The organism is Streptomyces paludis (genome assembly GCF_003344965.1).
Lineage (GTDB): Bacteria > Actinomycetota > Actinomycetes > Streptomycetales > Streptomycetaceae > Streptomyces > Streptomyces paludis.
Window position 1 is genome coordinate 6,176,133 of the sequence record NZ_CP031194.1, and the last position, 13,941, is coordinate 6,190,073.

Genomic DNA, 13,941 nt, shown 5'->3' on the forward strand with positions numbered 1-13,941 from the left:
GTGGCCCTCGATTCTGCGGGTGGTACTCATCGCACGCAGGCCGTGGTGCGCGGGCGAAGGTCGGTGGGGGTGGCCTTGCGCCGGACGACGTGGCCGGCGGCGAGGTGGCGCTGGCAGATCGTCAGCACGGGTGGCCCCTCGGGCAGCCGCTCCGGATGGCAGGTGCTCGTCTCAACTTCTGCTTCAGCGTGGGCGGGCAGCAGGTGGAAGGCGGAGTGGACCTCGCTGGTGGCTTGCCAGAGGAGTGTGTGCGCGGTGGAGAGGTGACGGCCGGCGGCGGGGTGCGGCGGACGGGTGTTTTCGGCGAGGCGGTCCAGGAGATGGAGCAGGGCGGCGAGGTGGGCGTGCAACACGTCAAGGTGCAGGCGGTCAGCCGGTCGGGGCGGGTTCGTGCCCGGCGGCGCAAGGGCCCGGGTGTGGTGGCGGACTCCGGCGCTCGCGGCGCGGAGGTAGGGGTGTGCGTCGCTGGGAGGCGTGCGGGAGGTCAAAGGCGGTGATCCTTCCTGCCGGGAGGCAGGGGCGGCGACGGGCGCGGTCCGTCGTGGATGAGCGAAGAGCAGCGGGTCAGGGTGTTGGCCGGTGAGGACGTACGGGGTTCACAGGGCGGTCCGGGCCAGGGGGAGCGAGCTGAGGGCGAAGGCGTCCGGCTGCTGGTAGTTGAGCCGCCGAAGGTCAACGCCCGCAGTGACGGCGTGGGTCTCGATCTGTGCGCAGGCGGCGTCCAGAAGTGCGTCGGTTTCGGCGGTGACAGTGACCAGGCCGGTCAGGGCCACGTCCGCGTGCCCGGCGATGAGCTGACGTTCACGTGTCTTGACGTCCGCGTACTCGACGGAGTCCTCCTCGCTGTCGACCTGCCCGCGGCGGGCGCGCTCGTTGGCGTCGGCGATGATCGCGGCCTTCTTCCGCTGGACATCGCGCAGCGCCGACTCGAGCCCCCGCGGCACGTAGATAAGGGAGAGGCTGCGACGCACGCCGGCCGTGAACATCATCCCGTGCAGGAACCCGGCCGAGGTTTCGGTGCGCGGCCAGTTCTCTACCCAGTACGTCGCATGCCGGGCGCTGTCGGTGGTGAGGCGGTCGTACTCCTCGAACTGGACGACGGGCCCGGCAGCAGCGGGGTCGGCCTCGGCGCGGCCGGTCTCGGACCACTGCTGGAGAGCGGCGAGTGCCCCCGGGTCGTAGGCGGTGCGGACAACGGCGGCGATCTCCCGAGCGGTCAGCCACCCGGTGACCTGGAGTCCGGCGTTGCGGGCGGCCTGGGCGATGGACGCGGTGGTCTGTTCCATGACGGTGAACGCCCCGGTCAGCCCTCCGCCGGCCTGGCCGATGAGGCGCTTGGCGGCCTTGAGGTCGAGGGAGATGGCGAGGTAGGTCTCGTGCGGTGCGGCTGCGGGTCCGGCGGAGGCGACCAGTTCGGAGTAGATCTCTCCGGCGACCGGCGTCTGGGGCTGCCCGTTCTGGGCCCAGTGGCGGGTAAGGGTGTCGCCGCTGTCGGGGACGGTGCGCTCCAGCACCTGCACGGTGGCGACGTGTCCGGTACGGGCGATGCCGGCCAGCGCCCGTCCCCAGCTGGACACGTTGTGATTCTGGGCGGCGGGGTCGAGGAGGGCGAAGGCACGGCTGGTGACGCGGGCGATGGCGGTCAGGGTCTGCCGGTGCGGATCGTGTACGGCCGCAGCCTGGTTGACGGAGTCGCCCGGGGTGACCACCTTGAGGGAGGCGGCGGCTCCGGGCAGGTGGAGGACGCCGTCCTGACGGGGCCGGGTGACGGGCCGGGCGAGCCAGAGCCTCTGGGCGGTGTGCCGGCGCTGTGCGTAGCGGGCGACGATCGGCGCCCAGTCGATCAGGGAGCGACCGTGCCGGCGGATCGCGACGAGCGTACCGGACACGGCCCAGAGCGGGGCCAGGGCAACAACGCCGAGCAGCCCGGCGGAGATCACTGTCATGAGCAGCAGCGCCAGCGTGCTGGAGACGAGGAGGAGTTGGGGGACGGAGAAGCCGAGGAGGATGCCGCGGCGGGACCGGTGCGGGAATTTCACCGTGACCGGGGCGACGGAGAGATCAGTCAAAGGGGCGGGTCCTGGAGACGCGGGTGGAACCCGGAGGCGGGACGCGGCGTGCGCATCCCGCCCCCGGGAGTCGGGCAGGGGATCAGAGGCCGGGCGCGGGCGGCGGCCCTGAGGCCGACCCACTCGACCCGGCGTTCTGCGAGCCGGAGAGCGGCGGTGCTCCCTGCGGCGGTGGGGACGAGACCGGCACGGTGGACTGCCATCCGCCGCCCTGGCCGGACGCGGCGCTCACGCCGGAACCACCCGGCCCTGGGCTACCGCCCACCTCACCGCCCGTGTCGCCGGACACGCTCGTCGGCGGGGTCTGGACGGCCTTCTCCAGAACGGACTTGACGGCGTTCCCCCCGGGCGAGACGCCGGTGCCGCCGCCCTGCGAGTCTTCCTTGCCGCCCGCGCCCGCGCCCGCGCCCCCGCCCGCGCCGGTCGGGTTGGCGGCGATGCTGCCGGGGAAGCCGCTTCCACCGGCGGGGCCTTGTGGGGCGGTGCCCGCCGCGGCTGCCGCGCCGCCGGTTCCGGCGGTGGCTGCCGCGGCTGCTCTGCGGGCGGCCTTCTCGGCGTGAGCCCTGGCGATCTGCGCTCCGGCACCGCCGGAGCGGTGGATGGACTCGCCGTCGGTGCCCTCGGCCGCCCAGTGCACGAACTTGAAGACCGCGTACGGGCACAGCAGCACCAGGACCATGATGACGATGCCGGACATGACATCGGCGAGGGCTCCGGTGCCGTCCGTGGCCTCGGTCTCGCCCATCGCGGCGATGCCGAGTACGAAGATCACGGTCATCAGCAGCTTGCTGACGACGAGGGTCGCGGTGGCTTCGATCCAGCCCTTGCGCCAGCGGCGAGCGACTTCCCAGCCGCCACCGGCTGAGGCGAAGATCGCCAGGGTGACCATGACCAGAATGCCTACTTTTCTGACCATCATGACGCACCAGTAGAGGAAGGCGCCGATGGCCGCGCCGAGACCGGCGACGACCGGGACGAGCCATCCCATCGCGGTCAGTGCGCCGATCTGGTTGACCTTCACGATGCGGCGTACGGCGGACTCGATGTTGAGGTTCGCGGTCTTGAAGAGCCCGTCGGAGATGGCGTCGACCACCTCGACGGCGACCGTCGTCAGGGCGATGGCGCAGAAAGCGAACAGGACACCGGACATGGTGCCGGTGAGTGCCTGTGTAAGGGCTTGTCCGTCGCGTCTGACGGCGGCTCGGACCAACTGCGCGCAGAACGTGGCGACGAGAATGACCAGGCCCAGCGGCAGTAGCATCTCGTAGTTGTCGCGGAACCACGTAGCGTTGAGGTCGACCTGGGTGGTGGTATTGACGGCCTTGGCTGCCAGGTCGGCGGCGGCTGCCGCCAGTTCACCTGCGGATTTCGCCATCCAGTCGCCGACGGCCTTGCCGGGGTTCGTGGCGAAGTCGACCGCGTCGCCGACGGAGCACAGCTTGTCTGCCAGGGGAAAATCACAGAAGCCCACGGAGTACTCCTCCTTTCGCGTTCAGGCGCGGGTCACTGGGTGACGCTCGGAGCGATGGCGGCCAGGGAACAGTCGTGGTTCGGGCGGCACTGCACGGCGAGGGTCTCGGCGCGCGCCTCGGCTCCCCCTCCGCCCTTCGTCCAGGCGATCTGCTGCTTGCCGTTGACGGTGACGACGTAGATGTATGCCTGGGTGATCGCGGACGGGTCGTCGGCGAGCGCCTGTTTGAACGCGGAGGGATAGTGGCCCTCGGTGACGCTGGCGGTGGCGTACTGGTCCTGGTCGGCCATCCGCGACCACAGCAGCGGATCGGGTACCTGGCCGGAGACCGAGGCCCAGTCGGAGTAGGCGGTCTCGCTGGTCATCCACGCCCGCATGCCGGCGAGTTGCTGGTCGCGGCCGGTGTCACGGGTGTCGTAGGACCACAGCATCTGGGCCGCGGCCTTGGCATAGGCGACCGGCTCGGCGATCTGCGGGGGCGCGGGCACCGCCCCGGATCCTGTGGCGGGTTTCGGGGCGGCCTCGGAGGAGGAAGGGCTGTCCGCCGGGGGCGCGGTGGCGACTTCAGGGCTTTGAGGGCTGTTCCCGTTACCGCTCAGCCAGGCGACGGTGGCGGCGATGGCGACCAGGACGGCGACGATCAGAGCGACGATCGCGATGCGCTTGTTGTTCGACCAGCCGACGGCGCAGAAGGGCAGTGGGAGGGAGGGGAGTCGTTTCCGCATCAATGGACCTGAGACCCGAGGGCCGAGAAGAACGCGACGATTCCGTTCGCGGCACCCAGCCCGAGGGCGGCGCCCGCGGCAACGACCGCGCCCTTCTTGCCGTTTGCTTCGGACTGGTGGCCGCCGCTGTGGTGGCCCCAGGCCCACACGCCGAGCGAGACCGCGAGGGCACCGACGACGGCGATGATCCCGAACAGGTTGATGCTGTTGACGACGTTCTTCAGTACGGCCAGGCCAGGCAGGCCCCCACCCTTGGGCGATATGCCTGGGTCGTAGGCGAGTTGGATGACGCGGTCAGCGAGAGGGACGGACATGAGTGTGACGGGCTCCTTGCATACGCGGGCCAGGCGAGGGCCCACAAAAGAGGGGGAGGTACAGGGGGAGGTGTGTTCGCGGCGCGGAAGTGGCCCGCTGCTGCGGGCTGCCCAGAGTGGTGCCCGGGGGAGCGATCAGCCGATTTGCCGACGTTGGTACGGAAGAGGAGACCTGCGGCAGAGATGCCGGCGTGTCCGCTTCTGACCAGGGGGAGCCCGCCTATCAGGGCAGGACTCCTGGCGATGCCGCGGCCGACCTCAGTCGGACAACGACGATGTGAATCGGAACCGGCACGGTCAGAGAACGCGGCGGGCAGCGAGGATCGTCCAGTCCTTGATCGGGGTGATCCGGACGGGTTTGGTGGTGCGGGGCGCCTCGATCACGAGGCCCTCCCCCATGTACATGCCGACGTGCTCGGGCCGGGCGGCGGTACCGCGGCTGAAGATCAGATCACCGGGCTTGAGTTGAGCGGGGGAGACGGCCTTGCCCTCGTTCACCTGCGTGTACGTGGTACGGGTGAGGGTGACGCCGGCGTGGGCGTACGCCTGCTGCATCAGCGAGCTGCAGTCGCAGCGGCCCATGGGGTCGGGGCCGTGCGCGTTCGTGCAGGAGCCGCCCCACTGGTAGAGCGTGCCGAGCTGGTGCATGGCCCACTCGATGGCCTTGCGCGCCTTAGGATCGGCGTTCTTGGGGATCGCGTAGCCCTTTGGGACGCTCCCCTCGGGGATGCGGCCGAAGCCGGAACCGTCCTGGCCCGGCGCGCAGCCGGTCGTACCGGTCGGCGGATTTTTGCCCTGGTCGGCGTCCTTGTCTCTGCCCGGGAAGGTCTTGGCGATGGCGCCCTGTAGCGCCGTTGCGAGGTTCTCCCACTGCGCGTACGCGTCCGGCAGGCCGGATTTCTGCACGGCTTGGGCGGCCTGGGTGACGGGCATCTGCTGCCAGCCGTTCACCTTGAGCAAGTGCTTGTAGAACTGCTCGGAGGCGTAGACGGGGTCACGGATCTGCTGGGCGCTGCCCCATCCCTGAGAGGGACGCTGCTGGAACAGGCCGAGGCTGTCCCTGTCGCCGTAGTTGAGATTGCGCAGCCGGCTCTCCTGTATTGCCGTGGCGAGCGCGATGATCTGACCCTTCGTGGGGACGTCGAGGGATAGGCCGGCGGCCACGATTGTCTGTGCGTTGGGGACCTGCTCGGCGGGCAGGTCCAGGCCCTCGACGTGGACGTCCCTGCCGGACGCCCCGTTGAGGATCTTGCTGACCTGCTCGGCGATTTCGTCGGTGTCGATGTCGTTCAGACAGTTGCTGAAGGAGCCGCCGCTCTGCACGGCGTCGGCGGCGGAGGCCAGCATCATGCCGGTGCCGGCGATCAGAATCGGGGAGAGAAAGACGACGCCGATACCGGCGGCGAGCGCCTTCAAGCGGAGCGGACCACTCGGCGGCCAGCGTTTCCGGGCATGGGTGGGTAGCGAGACATCATGAGCGTGTCCTTCGGGGTGCGGTGTCCGGCGTGCCGCGTGCGCGAGCGGATCGGAAGGGCGCGGCGGCCGGGGTGGGCGATCGGGGCGGACCGGTGCGGGCGAGTTGCCGCTCGCCCTGCGTGGCCCGACCGTGAGCTAGGTGCGCGGGGGCAGGGGATACCTCCGTGGGGCGAGGCGGGAAGTAGCCAGCGGCGGTGTGCGCCGGGCGGTTCAAAAACAGTAGGCGCGGATCGGCGGTTGACCAAAAAGTCGGCGTGAGGTAGCGGAATCCGGCACCCCGGGGGAGTGCTTCTTGGTCGTCGGCGGATTCGCCTCTACAGTTTTTGGGATTCCTCCTCGCGCTCCTTGATCTGTGGCCCTGGGCTTCTGCATGCCCACGTCCGGCCCGCGAGGACTTCTGCGCGAGGCGGCTGTTCCGCCCGTGTTCCCGCACCCGAATAGGGGTTCCTCTTTGCCTTTTTCCCTTCACCACGGCGACGCCCTCAGCGTTCTCGCCGGCCTTCCGGACGGCTGCGTCGACTCCGTCATCACCGACCCGCCATACAACTCGGGCGGTCGGACCGCGAAGGAGCGTACGACCCGCTCCGCGAAGCAGAAGTACACCTCTGCGGATTCCAAGAACGGCCTTGCCGACTTTACCGGCGAGAACATGGACCAGAGGTCCTATTCGTTCTGGCTGACGCAGATCATGACTGAGGCGCACCGTCTGACGAAGAGTGGCGGTACCGCGCTGCTGTTCACCGACTGGCGCCAGCTGCCCACCACAACGGATGCGATTCAGGCGGCCGGCTGGCTGTGGCGCGGTGTGCTGGCCTGGCACAAGCCGCAGGCCCGGCCGCAGAAGGGCCGGTTCACCCAGAACTGTGAGTTCATCGTCTGGGCCAGCAAGGGGGCGATCGACGGCTCCCGGAACCCGGTCTATCTGCCCGGACTTTACTCGGCCTCGCAGCCCTCGGGGGCGAAGCGCCAGCACATCACGCAGAAGCCCGTCGAGGTGATGCGCGAGCTGGTCAAGATCAGCCCCGATGGCGGCACGGTGCTCGACTTCTGTGCCGGTTCCGGCTCCACGGGCGTAGCCGCCCTGCTGGAAGGCCGGGGCTTCATCGGTGTGGAGAAGACCGAGCATTATGCGTCGATCGCCGCTGACCGGCTCACCGAAACGATCCGCGAGACCCTGACGCGAGACGACGTGATTCTCACCGCTTGAGCCGCTGGCGCACTGCCCGTCAAAGCGGACGGATCCCCAGTCGGCAATCCGGCGAAGTGACTTGTCGCTACCCGGCCGCTCCGCGCGCCGCCACTTTCGCCCTTCTCTGATTTCGTGTCTCGTAGGAGTCTCAGCTTTTCCATGCCCGAATACACAAAACCTTCTGACGATGGCAAGTTGGAGCCGGTACGTATTCCCGATCCACAGCTGGAGGGAATCGAGGCGAGCGTACGGCGGCTCATGGAGCAGTCGGCGCAACAGGCACAGCAACTGGACCACCTTGCGTCCTCCCCGGAGCCGAGCGGATCGCCGTTCGCCGCGTTCGGCATGCCGGGACTCGGCGGGCCGCCCGCCGCCGCTCCACCGGAACCCCGGCCGATCCTGGAACTCGAAGGGGAAGAAAGGGAGGACGAACTCGACGCCTTGGCGGACTGGATCGACGACTTCTTCCTCCCGGTGTACGGGGCGGAGGTCACCACCGCGGCGCCCTGGTGCCTGCGGTGGCAGGAGCACGACGATGTCGTGGCCTGGCTCCACGCCCTGTGGCTCGCGTACCAGCAGCACAAGGATCCCGAAGCTGGATTGAGTGGCCTGTTCGTGTGGCACCGGGACTTCCTCACCCACGCCGTTGCCGCGATCCGCGCACCGGGCGGGCCGCTGTCGGCCTGCATGACCTCTCCCGACCGGCCCGCACACCGTCTTCTGTCCGGTCCGCCGCCCTCCATCCGTACGGAGACGGCGGCCACGGCGGAAACCGCCGGGTCCGCCGGGCCTGACGAGCAGACGTCATGACCGCGGGAGGGGGACAGCCCGCCTTTGGCCTCAGCTTCGACCCCCGCGCCTTGACCGACCTCCTTGAGGCCCCCGGCGATATCCGCGACCTCACCCTCGCCTACCTGCAGGAAGTCGTGAACGCACAACGCTTCGGGCTACGCCTCGACGGTGACCTGGAGGGATTCCGAAAGCTCTTCGTGGATTCACGCAAGGACTGGCGCCTCGTCTACGGCGTCCGCCCGGCGCCCGCGGAGTCCGCGCACCAGAAGGAGATCCACGTCGTCGCGGTCCGGCCGCGTGCGGGCAACGACGTCTACGACGAGGTCGGCCGCCGCCTGGGCATGACCCGTCGGCCGCTGAGCGCCCGGACCCACGCGGCCCGGTCGCATTCCCCGCAGCTGGCTGTCCGCACTTCCGCGTCCCGGCCTGGTCCACCGTCCACGGCACTGCCGGCTCCACCCGGTCCCACGCAGACCTCCGTGCACCGTCCCACCCGCTGAACCATGGAGCGTCACTGATGCCCCCTCCGCGCCGGCACCGGTCCGGCGCGCGCTCTCCCGGCTCCACCGAAAGGATCTTGTTGCCTCCCACCGATCCGGCGCCGGCCCGGAAGTTTATCCCCCAAGTCAACTTCGAACTCGACGACTTCGATGCCAACGAGGAGAAGTGCCTCGACTTCTACCGCCAGGTCGCCGTCCGCGAGGACATGCTCGTCCCCCTCGCAGAACACCACACCCCCCACGGCGCGCACAGCTACTACGTCCTCTTCGACCGCACCGCCATCTACGGGCACCCGGGCATGCCGCAATACGTCGCCGTTCACCTGAAGCGGGACCGGGAAAAAGCGACGTTCGACTTCGAACAGGCCCTGCTGCCACTTCCCGCGATGGCGCAGTCCTGGCTCATCCACCGCGGCTGCCCACATGACGCCATCAGCCTCGACCCGGAGCTGGGGCCACCACCGGCGGACGAGGCCACGCGAGCGCTGGAGCGTCGCCTTGCGGGCGACGGCGACCACCACGCCATGGGCCGCTCCTACACCGCCGACGACCCGGACGACATGGTCACCGTGGTAGCCCTGCGCGCCTTGGACGAGGGAGCCCCCAGCCCGTTCCGCGTCCTGGTCGAGGAAGTCGACACCGACGCGTGGACACACACCCTGCGCGAGGGCGGCTTCGACACGGTGGACGAGGCCCTGCAGTGGTGCGACGACCGGCTTACCGGCCAGGCCGGTCCTCTCCCACCGGTCCGCCCGGCAGCAGCAGTCGGCCGCCCGACCAGTGTGGCGAAAGCCGCTGCTCCGCGCCCGGCCGGCCGTACGCGCTGAGCGCCAGGGCCGATGCGGGCTGTGGAACATAGCCGACGATCGCCGGTTGGCCAAACCGGCGATTCCCCGGACTCTTATACAGCCGCCGGGACAACTCCCGCGGCTCCATTCCACGCGATTTCCATGCCTCACGGAGGTTTCTTCCGCATGCGTTCCACCCGAATTGCCATCTCCGCGGTGATGCTCGGCGCGCTCGCGCTGCCGGTGCTGTCCGCCACCACCGCCGGCGCGGCCCCCGCGAGCAACTGCTCGTCCCTGCCGCCGCTGCCGTACGAGGTGCATGCCAAGGCCGTGACCATCCGGTCCAAGGCCAGTGTGAAGTCGACCGCGCTCGGCGTGCTCTACAGGAGCCACAAATTCAGCGTGGCCAAGAAGAGCGGCAACTGGCTCTACATCACGGACAAGTCGACCGGCGTCAAGGGCTGGGTGTCCGGCACGTACGTCTATCGCGACGTCCGTATGTGCCTGGACTGACAGGAATTCAGCAGATACCCGTTGTTCGGCTGAGCGGCCCGGTACGGCCCCTTGTATCTCCCCAGCAATCGGCCTTTCCAGAACAGGAGTTTCCCCTTTGTCCGACGGCATATCCGATGGCGCTGAGGATGTCGTGGGCGTGCTCACCGAACGGATCGAAGCGCGTTTCGCCATGGGCATGGAGCAGTTGAAGGCCGAGGTCGCCGCCGCGCCGACCGCGAATCCCGACGCGACCGACGTCGTCAAGTGGCACGGCCTCCTCGTCGAGGCCCAGTCCGTGCTCGACAGCGCGGAGGACGACCTCCTCGCCGCGCTGGAAACCCCGCCCGGCGAGGCCGACGACCCGACGGCCGGCCTCGCCCACCGCGTGAACACGGCCGTCACCGCACGCGACGGCCGGGCCCTGGTCGTGCGGTGGCTCCTCGACCCGGACGCTCCGGGCAAGAAGGACCTCGCTGCCGAGCGGCTCGCCCGCCTTCGGCCCCGAACCGGGCCTGCGGTACAGACCAGCGCTCCGCACCGTCCCGCCGGCACACCCGCGCCGACGCCGACGGCGGCGCGGCGGGCGAGAAGGGCCGCCCGATGAGCCGGACCAAAGCCAGCACCATGGACGTCGACCTGCAGAAGGTCTTCGGGAAACCGGTCCCCGAGCTGTACGAGGCGGCGGTAGGCCGTGACGCCTCGCCTGCCCTCATCCGTGCCCTGGAACTTCGCTCCTTCCTCGCCTTGACCGAAGAGCAGGTCGCCGACGTCCGCGACCGCGTGCACGCGGACATGGACCCGGACCGTGACATGGGCGAGCTGTCTGCGGACAAGCTCCGCTTCGACGCTCAGTGGCTGAAGGCGGCGCTCGACGCCCGCGACGGCTACCGCACAGCCCTCGGCCAACTGCTGCTCACCATGCCTCCACCCGACCAGCGGCAGGATCGCCCCCTTCGGCAGGGGCAGCTGAGAGTCACCGCAGCCCTGCCCCCGTCCCCCGCCCCGGTACCCCAGCGTGCCGGGGCGGCCCGGGCCCGCCGACCCTGAAAGCCCGCGCTTGCCTCACCCCACGTCCACCGAGATAGCCCGACAGATCGAGGACTTGTACGGCGCGCCGCTCGCCGACCTCGAAGTCCACGCCCAGGACCAGCCGCCCGGCATGCTTTCCGCCCTGCTCGGCATGCACGACGGCCTGGTCCTCGCCGAGCGCAGCATCGACTTCCACCGCGACCACCTCGCCCGGCTCATCCACCCCGAGCGGCAGATCGGCCGGCACGAGGTCTCCCACCTTCTCGACGGCTCCCGCCGGATCGCCGAAGCGGTCGCAGTCCGCGACACCCAGGCCAAATCGGCCTTGGCCGTTCTGCAGAGCCTTGCCCGCGTCCCCACCCCGGCGCCGTCCCCGCCGACTCCCTCGCCGCCCGTTCCCGCTCTGCCCCTTCCGGCGCAGAGCACGGCGCACAGCCGCTGACGCGCAGGCGATTTCCCTTACCCACCCAGGAGTTCCTCCCCTTGGCCATCACCGCTCTGCCCCCTGACACCGACGCCGACATCGCCCGGGTCACCGAGGCCCTCGCCATGATCACCCCGCGATGGAACGTGCGGATCCTGCTGGCACTCTCCGGCCCGCCCGTGCGATACAACGAGCTGGCGGCCAAGGTGTCCTGGCTGCAGAACGGCCAACTCCACCCCAAACTCAAGACACTGTGCGACACCGGCCTTGTCGAGCGCACCGAACACACCCCACGGCACGTGACCTACGGCCAAACCGGGCGTGGCGCCGCCCTGCTGCCGATCCTGCCGGTGATCGTCACCTGGGCCGAGGCACATCTGGAGAAGCCGGCCCGCCCGCTGCCCACGATCGAGCAGATCGAAGACACCCTCACTCTGCTCACCCGGCGGCACGCCGCCGCCATTCTGTGGGTGCTGAAGTCCCGCAAGGAGGCCGGCGGGAGGGCCCTGGCCCGGATCGTGATGCCCAGCAGCGACGGGACCAACGTCTACCCGCCGCTGCGGCAGCTCGTGACCGACGGACTGGTCGATACCGAGGGCACCGGCCGGCCCTACCGGCTGTCCGCGGCGGGCGAGGGCCTGGGACCCGTGCTCGGCGCCCTGTCCGCGTGGTCCGCCGGGCAGCCCCTCAACCAGGCGGCCCACCACCCGGTCTGGGGGCAACCGCCCGCAAAGCCCGAGCCGGGGCTGTGGGTCAGCAGCCAGTCCCGGCCCGCACCCGCAGCGGTCCCTCCAACGCGGCCCGGTGATTCCGTTCCGGCCTGGCACAACCGCGACCTCTTCTCCCACGCCACGCCCGCCCGCCCCAAGACGCCCGTCCCGGCCGGAGGCCCGCGCCGATGACCACCCGTTTCACCACGGCCGAAGTACGCAACGCGACCGAGCTGCTCGCGTCACGCTCCTTGATCCGCCTAATCACCGAGATCGACGACAACGGAGCGATACCGCCACAACGGCTGACCGCCACCTTTACCGACCTCTCCTCACACCAACTGCGCCGCGCCACCGAAACAGCCCGCACCCACGGCCTCGTACGGAACACACCCGGCACCGGCCTGGAACTCACCCACGCCGGATCGGAGCTGGCCGACCTGTACGACGCGACCGCCCGCTGGTCCCGACGCCACGCCTACCCGGCACCGGTCTGCGAGTTCAGCAACCGCGTCCGCCACGTCCTCGGGCTGCTGACACCCTCGCTCGCGGCGGAGAGCACCGACATCCCCGCACGGCTGTCCACCACGCGCCTATCCAGCGTCGAGGCCGAGGCAGATCTGGCCCATCCCCGTGCCCTCCTGCTCCACTGGCTGGCCGGGAATCCGCAGCTCGTATCCGAGCCCGTCCCGGGCACGTGAGCATCGCGGTTGCTCCCCGGCACGCACGTCATACCGCCGGGCTGATGGGCAGCATCTACCTGCCGCGCACGGCGGACGCCCTCGCGTTCGCGATGTCCACCTACGGCATCCCGCTGCTGGTCCTGGCCACCACCCACTCCGCTGCGCTTACGGGCACCGCGTTCGTCCTGGAGTGGGTACCGAGACTGGCGGCGTTCGGGTGGGCCGGATCGCTCGTCGACCGGCGAGGGGCGGCCATCGTCTTCCATCTCGCCTCACTGGGACGCGCGCTGGCCCTCGCCGCCGGCGCTGTCCTTCTCCACCTCCACCCATCCGGCACCGTGGCGAGCGTGACCGTCATGACGCTCGCGGCGGCCACCGGAGTGCTCACCGAGTTCAGTTACGTCGCGGCCGAGACCGCGGGCGCCGCCGCCGGCCGCCGGGCAGGCGTACGGGCTCACTGCGTCCAGGCCGCCCTGCTCGGCATCGACCAGACCGCGAGGCTGGCCGGCCCCGCGCTCACCGGACTGCTCCTGCTCGCCGGGCCACCGCCGACACTCGCCGTAACCACCCTGCTCTCCCTGCTCGCCGCGCTGCTCGCTCTGCGCACCCCACCCTCGCCCGTCGTCCCGGCCCGCGCACCCAAAGAGAGGCCCGGCGCAGGGCTCCTCACCGGGTGGCGCAGCATCCGCTCCCTTCCCGCGCTCGGCTGGCTCATCACCGGGCTGGCCCTCTCCAACCTCGCCACCGGGCTGCTCCAAGCAGCCGGCCCGGTGATCGTCGTCCAGCACTTCGGACAGTCCACCACCGCTGTCGGCCTGGTCTGGTCCGCAGCCGCCGGAGCGACACTCCTCAGTGCCACGCTCTGCCGGTTCGCCCTTGACCACCTGGGCCTGTGGCCGGTCGGCGCCACCTGCGCGGCCCTCGCCTCGCTCGCCTGTTTCGCCGTCGCCCAAGCCCCCGACTACCTGCCCTACCTCGTTCTGGTCGCCATCCTCATGGCGGCCGACGGCGGCATGACCGTCGTCCTGCGCACCCTGCGCTCCCGCCTAATCCCCCAGGAGAAATTCGGCACCACCCTGTCGACGACCATCCTCATCCTCCTGCTGCCCTTCCCCGTCGCCGGCGTGCTCACCGCACTCACCCCGCCCGACGCGCTGAGCCACGTCATCACCGCCTGCGCCGCCCTGCAGGCCCTCGGCCTGCTCTACGCCTTCACCCGCCTGCGCACCGATCCCACCCTGCGCACCTGACTCCGGCGCGCACCCCGCCGCCGTCC

Annotated in this window: 17 protein-coding genes; 11 read left to right on the top strand and 6 right to left on the bottom strand. The window is 70.1% G+C overall.

The features are described 5' to 3' along the window. Positions 1-26: 26 nt before the first annotated feature. The 6 genes from DVK44_RS27315 to DVK44_RS27340 all read right to left on the bottom strand — a co-directional run bounded on the left by DVK44_RS27315 (position 27) and on the right by DVK44_RS27340 (position 5,995). A complete protein-coding gene (locus DVK44_RS27315; RefSeq protein ID WP_114662877.1) occupies positions 27-488 on the bottom strand; it encodes a DUF6238 family protein in 462 nt (153 codons plus the stop codon). Between the two features lie 108 nt (positions 489-596). Beyond that, complete coding sequence (locus DVK44_RS27320; RefSeq protein ID WP_162794066.1) at positions 597-2,069, bottom strand: SCO6880 family protein; 1,473 nt, start codon at positions 2,067-2,069, stop codon at positions 597-599. A gap of 82 nt (positions 2,070-2,151) precedes the next feature. Next, positions 2,152-3,540: an SCO6881 family protein gene (locus DVK44_RS27325; RefSeq protein ID WP_114662879.1), complete on the bottom strand. Its 1,389-nt coding sequence runs from the start codon at positions 3,538-3,540 to the stop codon at positions 2,152-2,154. Positions 3,541-3,572: 32 nt separating this feature from the next. Then, positions 3,573-4,265 (bottom strand): hypothetical protein, encoded by a 693-nt coding sequence (locus tag DVK44_RS27330; protein WP_114662881.1) that lies wholly within the window; start codon positions 4,263-4,265, stop codon positions 3,573-3,575. Then, a complete protein-coding gene (locus DVK44_RS27335; RefSeq protein ID WP_114662886.1) occupies positions 4,265-4,579 on the bottom strand; it encodes a DUF6112 family protein in 315 nt (104 codons plus the stop codon). Before DVK44_RS27335 ends, DVK44_RS27330 begins: the two co-directional genes overlap by 1 nt. A gap of 297 nt (positions 4,580-4,876) precedes the next feature. Beyond that, a complete protein-coding gene (locus tag DVK44_RS27340; protein WP_114662888.1) occupies positions 4,877-5,995 on the bottom strand; it encodes a C40 family peptidase in 1,119 nt (372 codons plus the stop codon). A gap of 511 nt (positions 5,996-6,506) precedes the next feature. Here DVK44_RS27340 and DVK44_RS27345 point away from each other — a divergent pair. The 11 genes from DVK44_RS27345 (at position 6,507) to DVK44_RS27395 (ending at position 13,915) form a co-directional block, all read left to right on the top strand. Continuing rightward, complete coding sequence (locus DVK44_RS27345; RefSeq protein WP_114662890.1) at positions 6,507-7,262, top strand: DNA-methyltransferase; 756 nt, start codon at positions 6,507-6,509, stop codon at positions 7,260-7,262. A 240-nt stretch (positions 7,263-7,502) separates the two neighbouring features. Then, entirely contained in the window at positions 7,503-8,054 is a 552-nt protein-coding gene (locus DVK44_RS27350; RefSeq protein ID WP_162794289.1) for a DUF4913 domain-containing protein, read from the top strand. Continuing rightward, positions 8,051-8,536, top strand: a complete 486-nt coding sequence (locus tag DVK44_RS27355; protein WP_114662894.1) for a hypothetical protein — start codon at positions 8,051-8,053, stop codon at positions 8,534-8,536. Before DVK44_RS27350 ends, DVK44_RS27355 begins: the two co-directional genes overlap by 4 nt. A 77-nt stretch (positions 8,537-8,613) precedes the next feature. Further along, complete coding sequence (locus tag DVK44_RS27360) at positions 8,614-9,363, top strand: hypothetical protein (protein WP_114665469.1); 750 nt, start codon at positions 8,614-8,616, stop codon at positions 9,361-9,363. Positions 9,364-9,543: 180 nt separating this feature from the next. Continuing rightward, positions 9,544-9,837, top strand: a complete 294-nt coding sequence (locus DVK44_RS27365) for an SH3 domain-containing protein (protein WP_114665470.1) — start codon at positions 9,544-9,546, stop codon at positions 9,835-9,837. A 97-nt stretch (positions 9,838-9,934) separates the two neighbouring features. Continuing rightward, a complete protein-coding gene (locus DVK44_RS27370) occupies positions 9,935-10,423 on the top strand; it encodes a hypothetical protein (RefSeq protein WP_114662896.1) in 489 nt (162 codons plus the stop codon). Further along, a complete protein-coding gene (locus DVK44_RS27375) occupies positions 10,420-10,866 on the top strand; it encodes a hypothetical protein (protein ID WP_114662898.1) in 447 nt (148 codons plus the stop codon). Before DVK44_RS27370 ends, DVK44_RS27375 begins: the two co-directional genes overlap by 4 nt. 10 nt (positions 10,867-10,876) lie before the next feature. Continuing rightward, positions 10,877-11,290: a hypothetical protein gene (locus tag DVK44_RS27380; RefSeq protein ID WP_162794068.1), complete on the top strand. Its 414-nt coding sequence runs from the start codon at positions 10,877-10,879 to the stop codon at positions 11,288-11,290. Between the two features lie 41 nt (positions 11,291-11,331). Then, positions 11,332-12,174, top strand: a complete 843-nt coding sequence (locus tag DVK44_RS27385) for a winged helix-turn-helix transcriptional regulator (protein ID WP_114662903.1) — start codon at positions 11,332-11,334, stop codon at positions 12,172-12,174. After that, positions 12,171-12,683 carry a regulator gene (locus DVK44_RS27390; RefSeq protein ID WP_114662904.1) on the top strand — a complete coding sequence of 171 codons (513 nt, stop codon included), beginning with the start codon at positions 12,171-12,173 and terminating at the stop codon, positions 12,681-12,683. Before DVK44_RS27385 ends, DVK44_RS27390 begins: the two co-directional genes overlap by 4 nt. 44 nt (positions 12,684-12,727) lie before the next feature. Continuing rightward, positions 12,728-13,915: an MFS transporter gene (locus DVK44_RS27395; RefSeq protein WP_408055363.1), complete on the top strand. Its 1,188-nt coding sequence runs from the start codon at positions 12,728-12,730 to the stop codon at positions 13,913-13,915. Positions 13,916-13,941 lie beyond the last annotated feature (26 nt).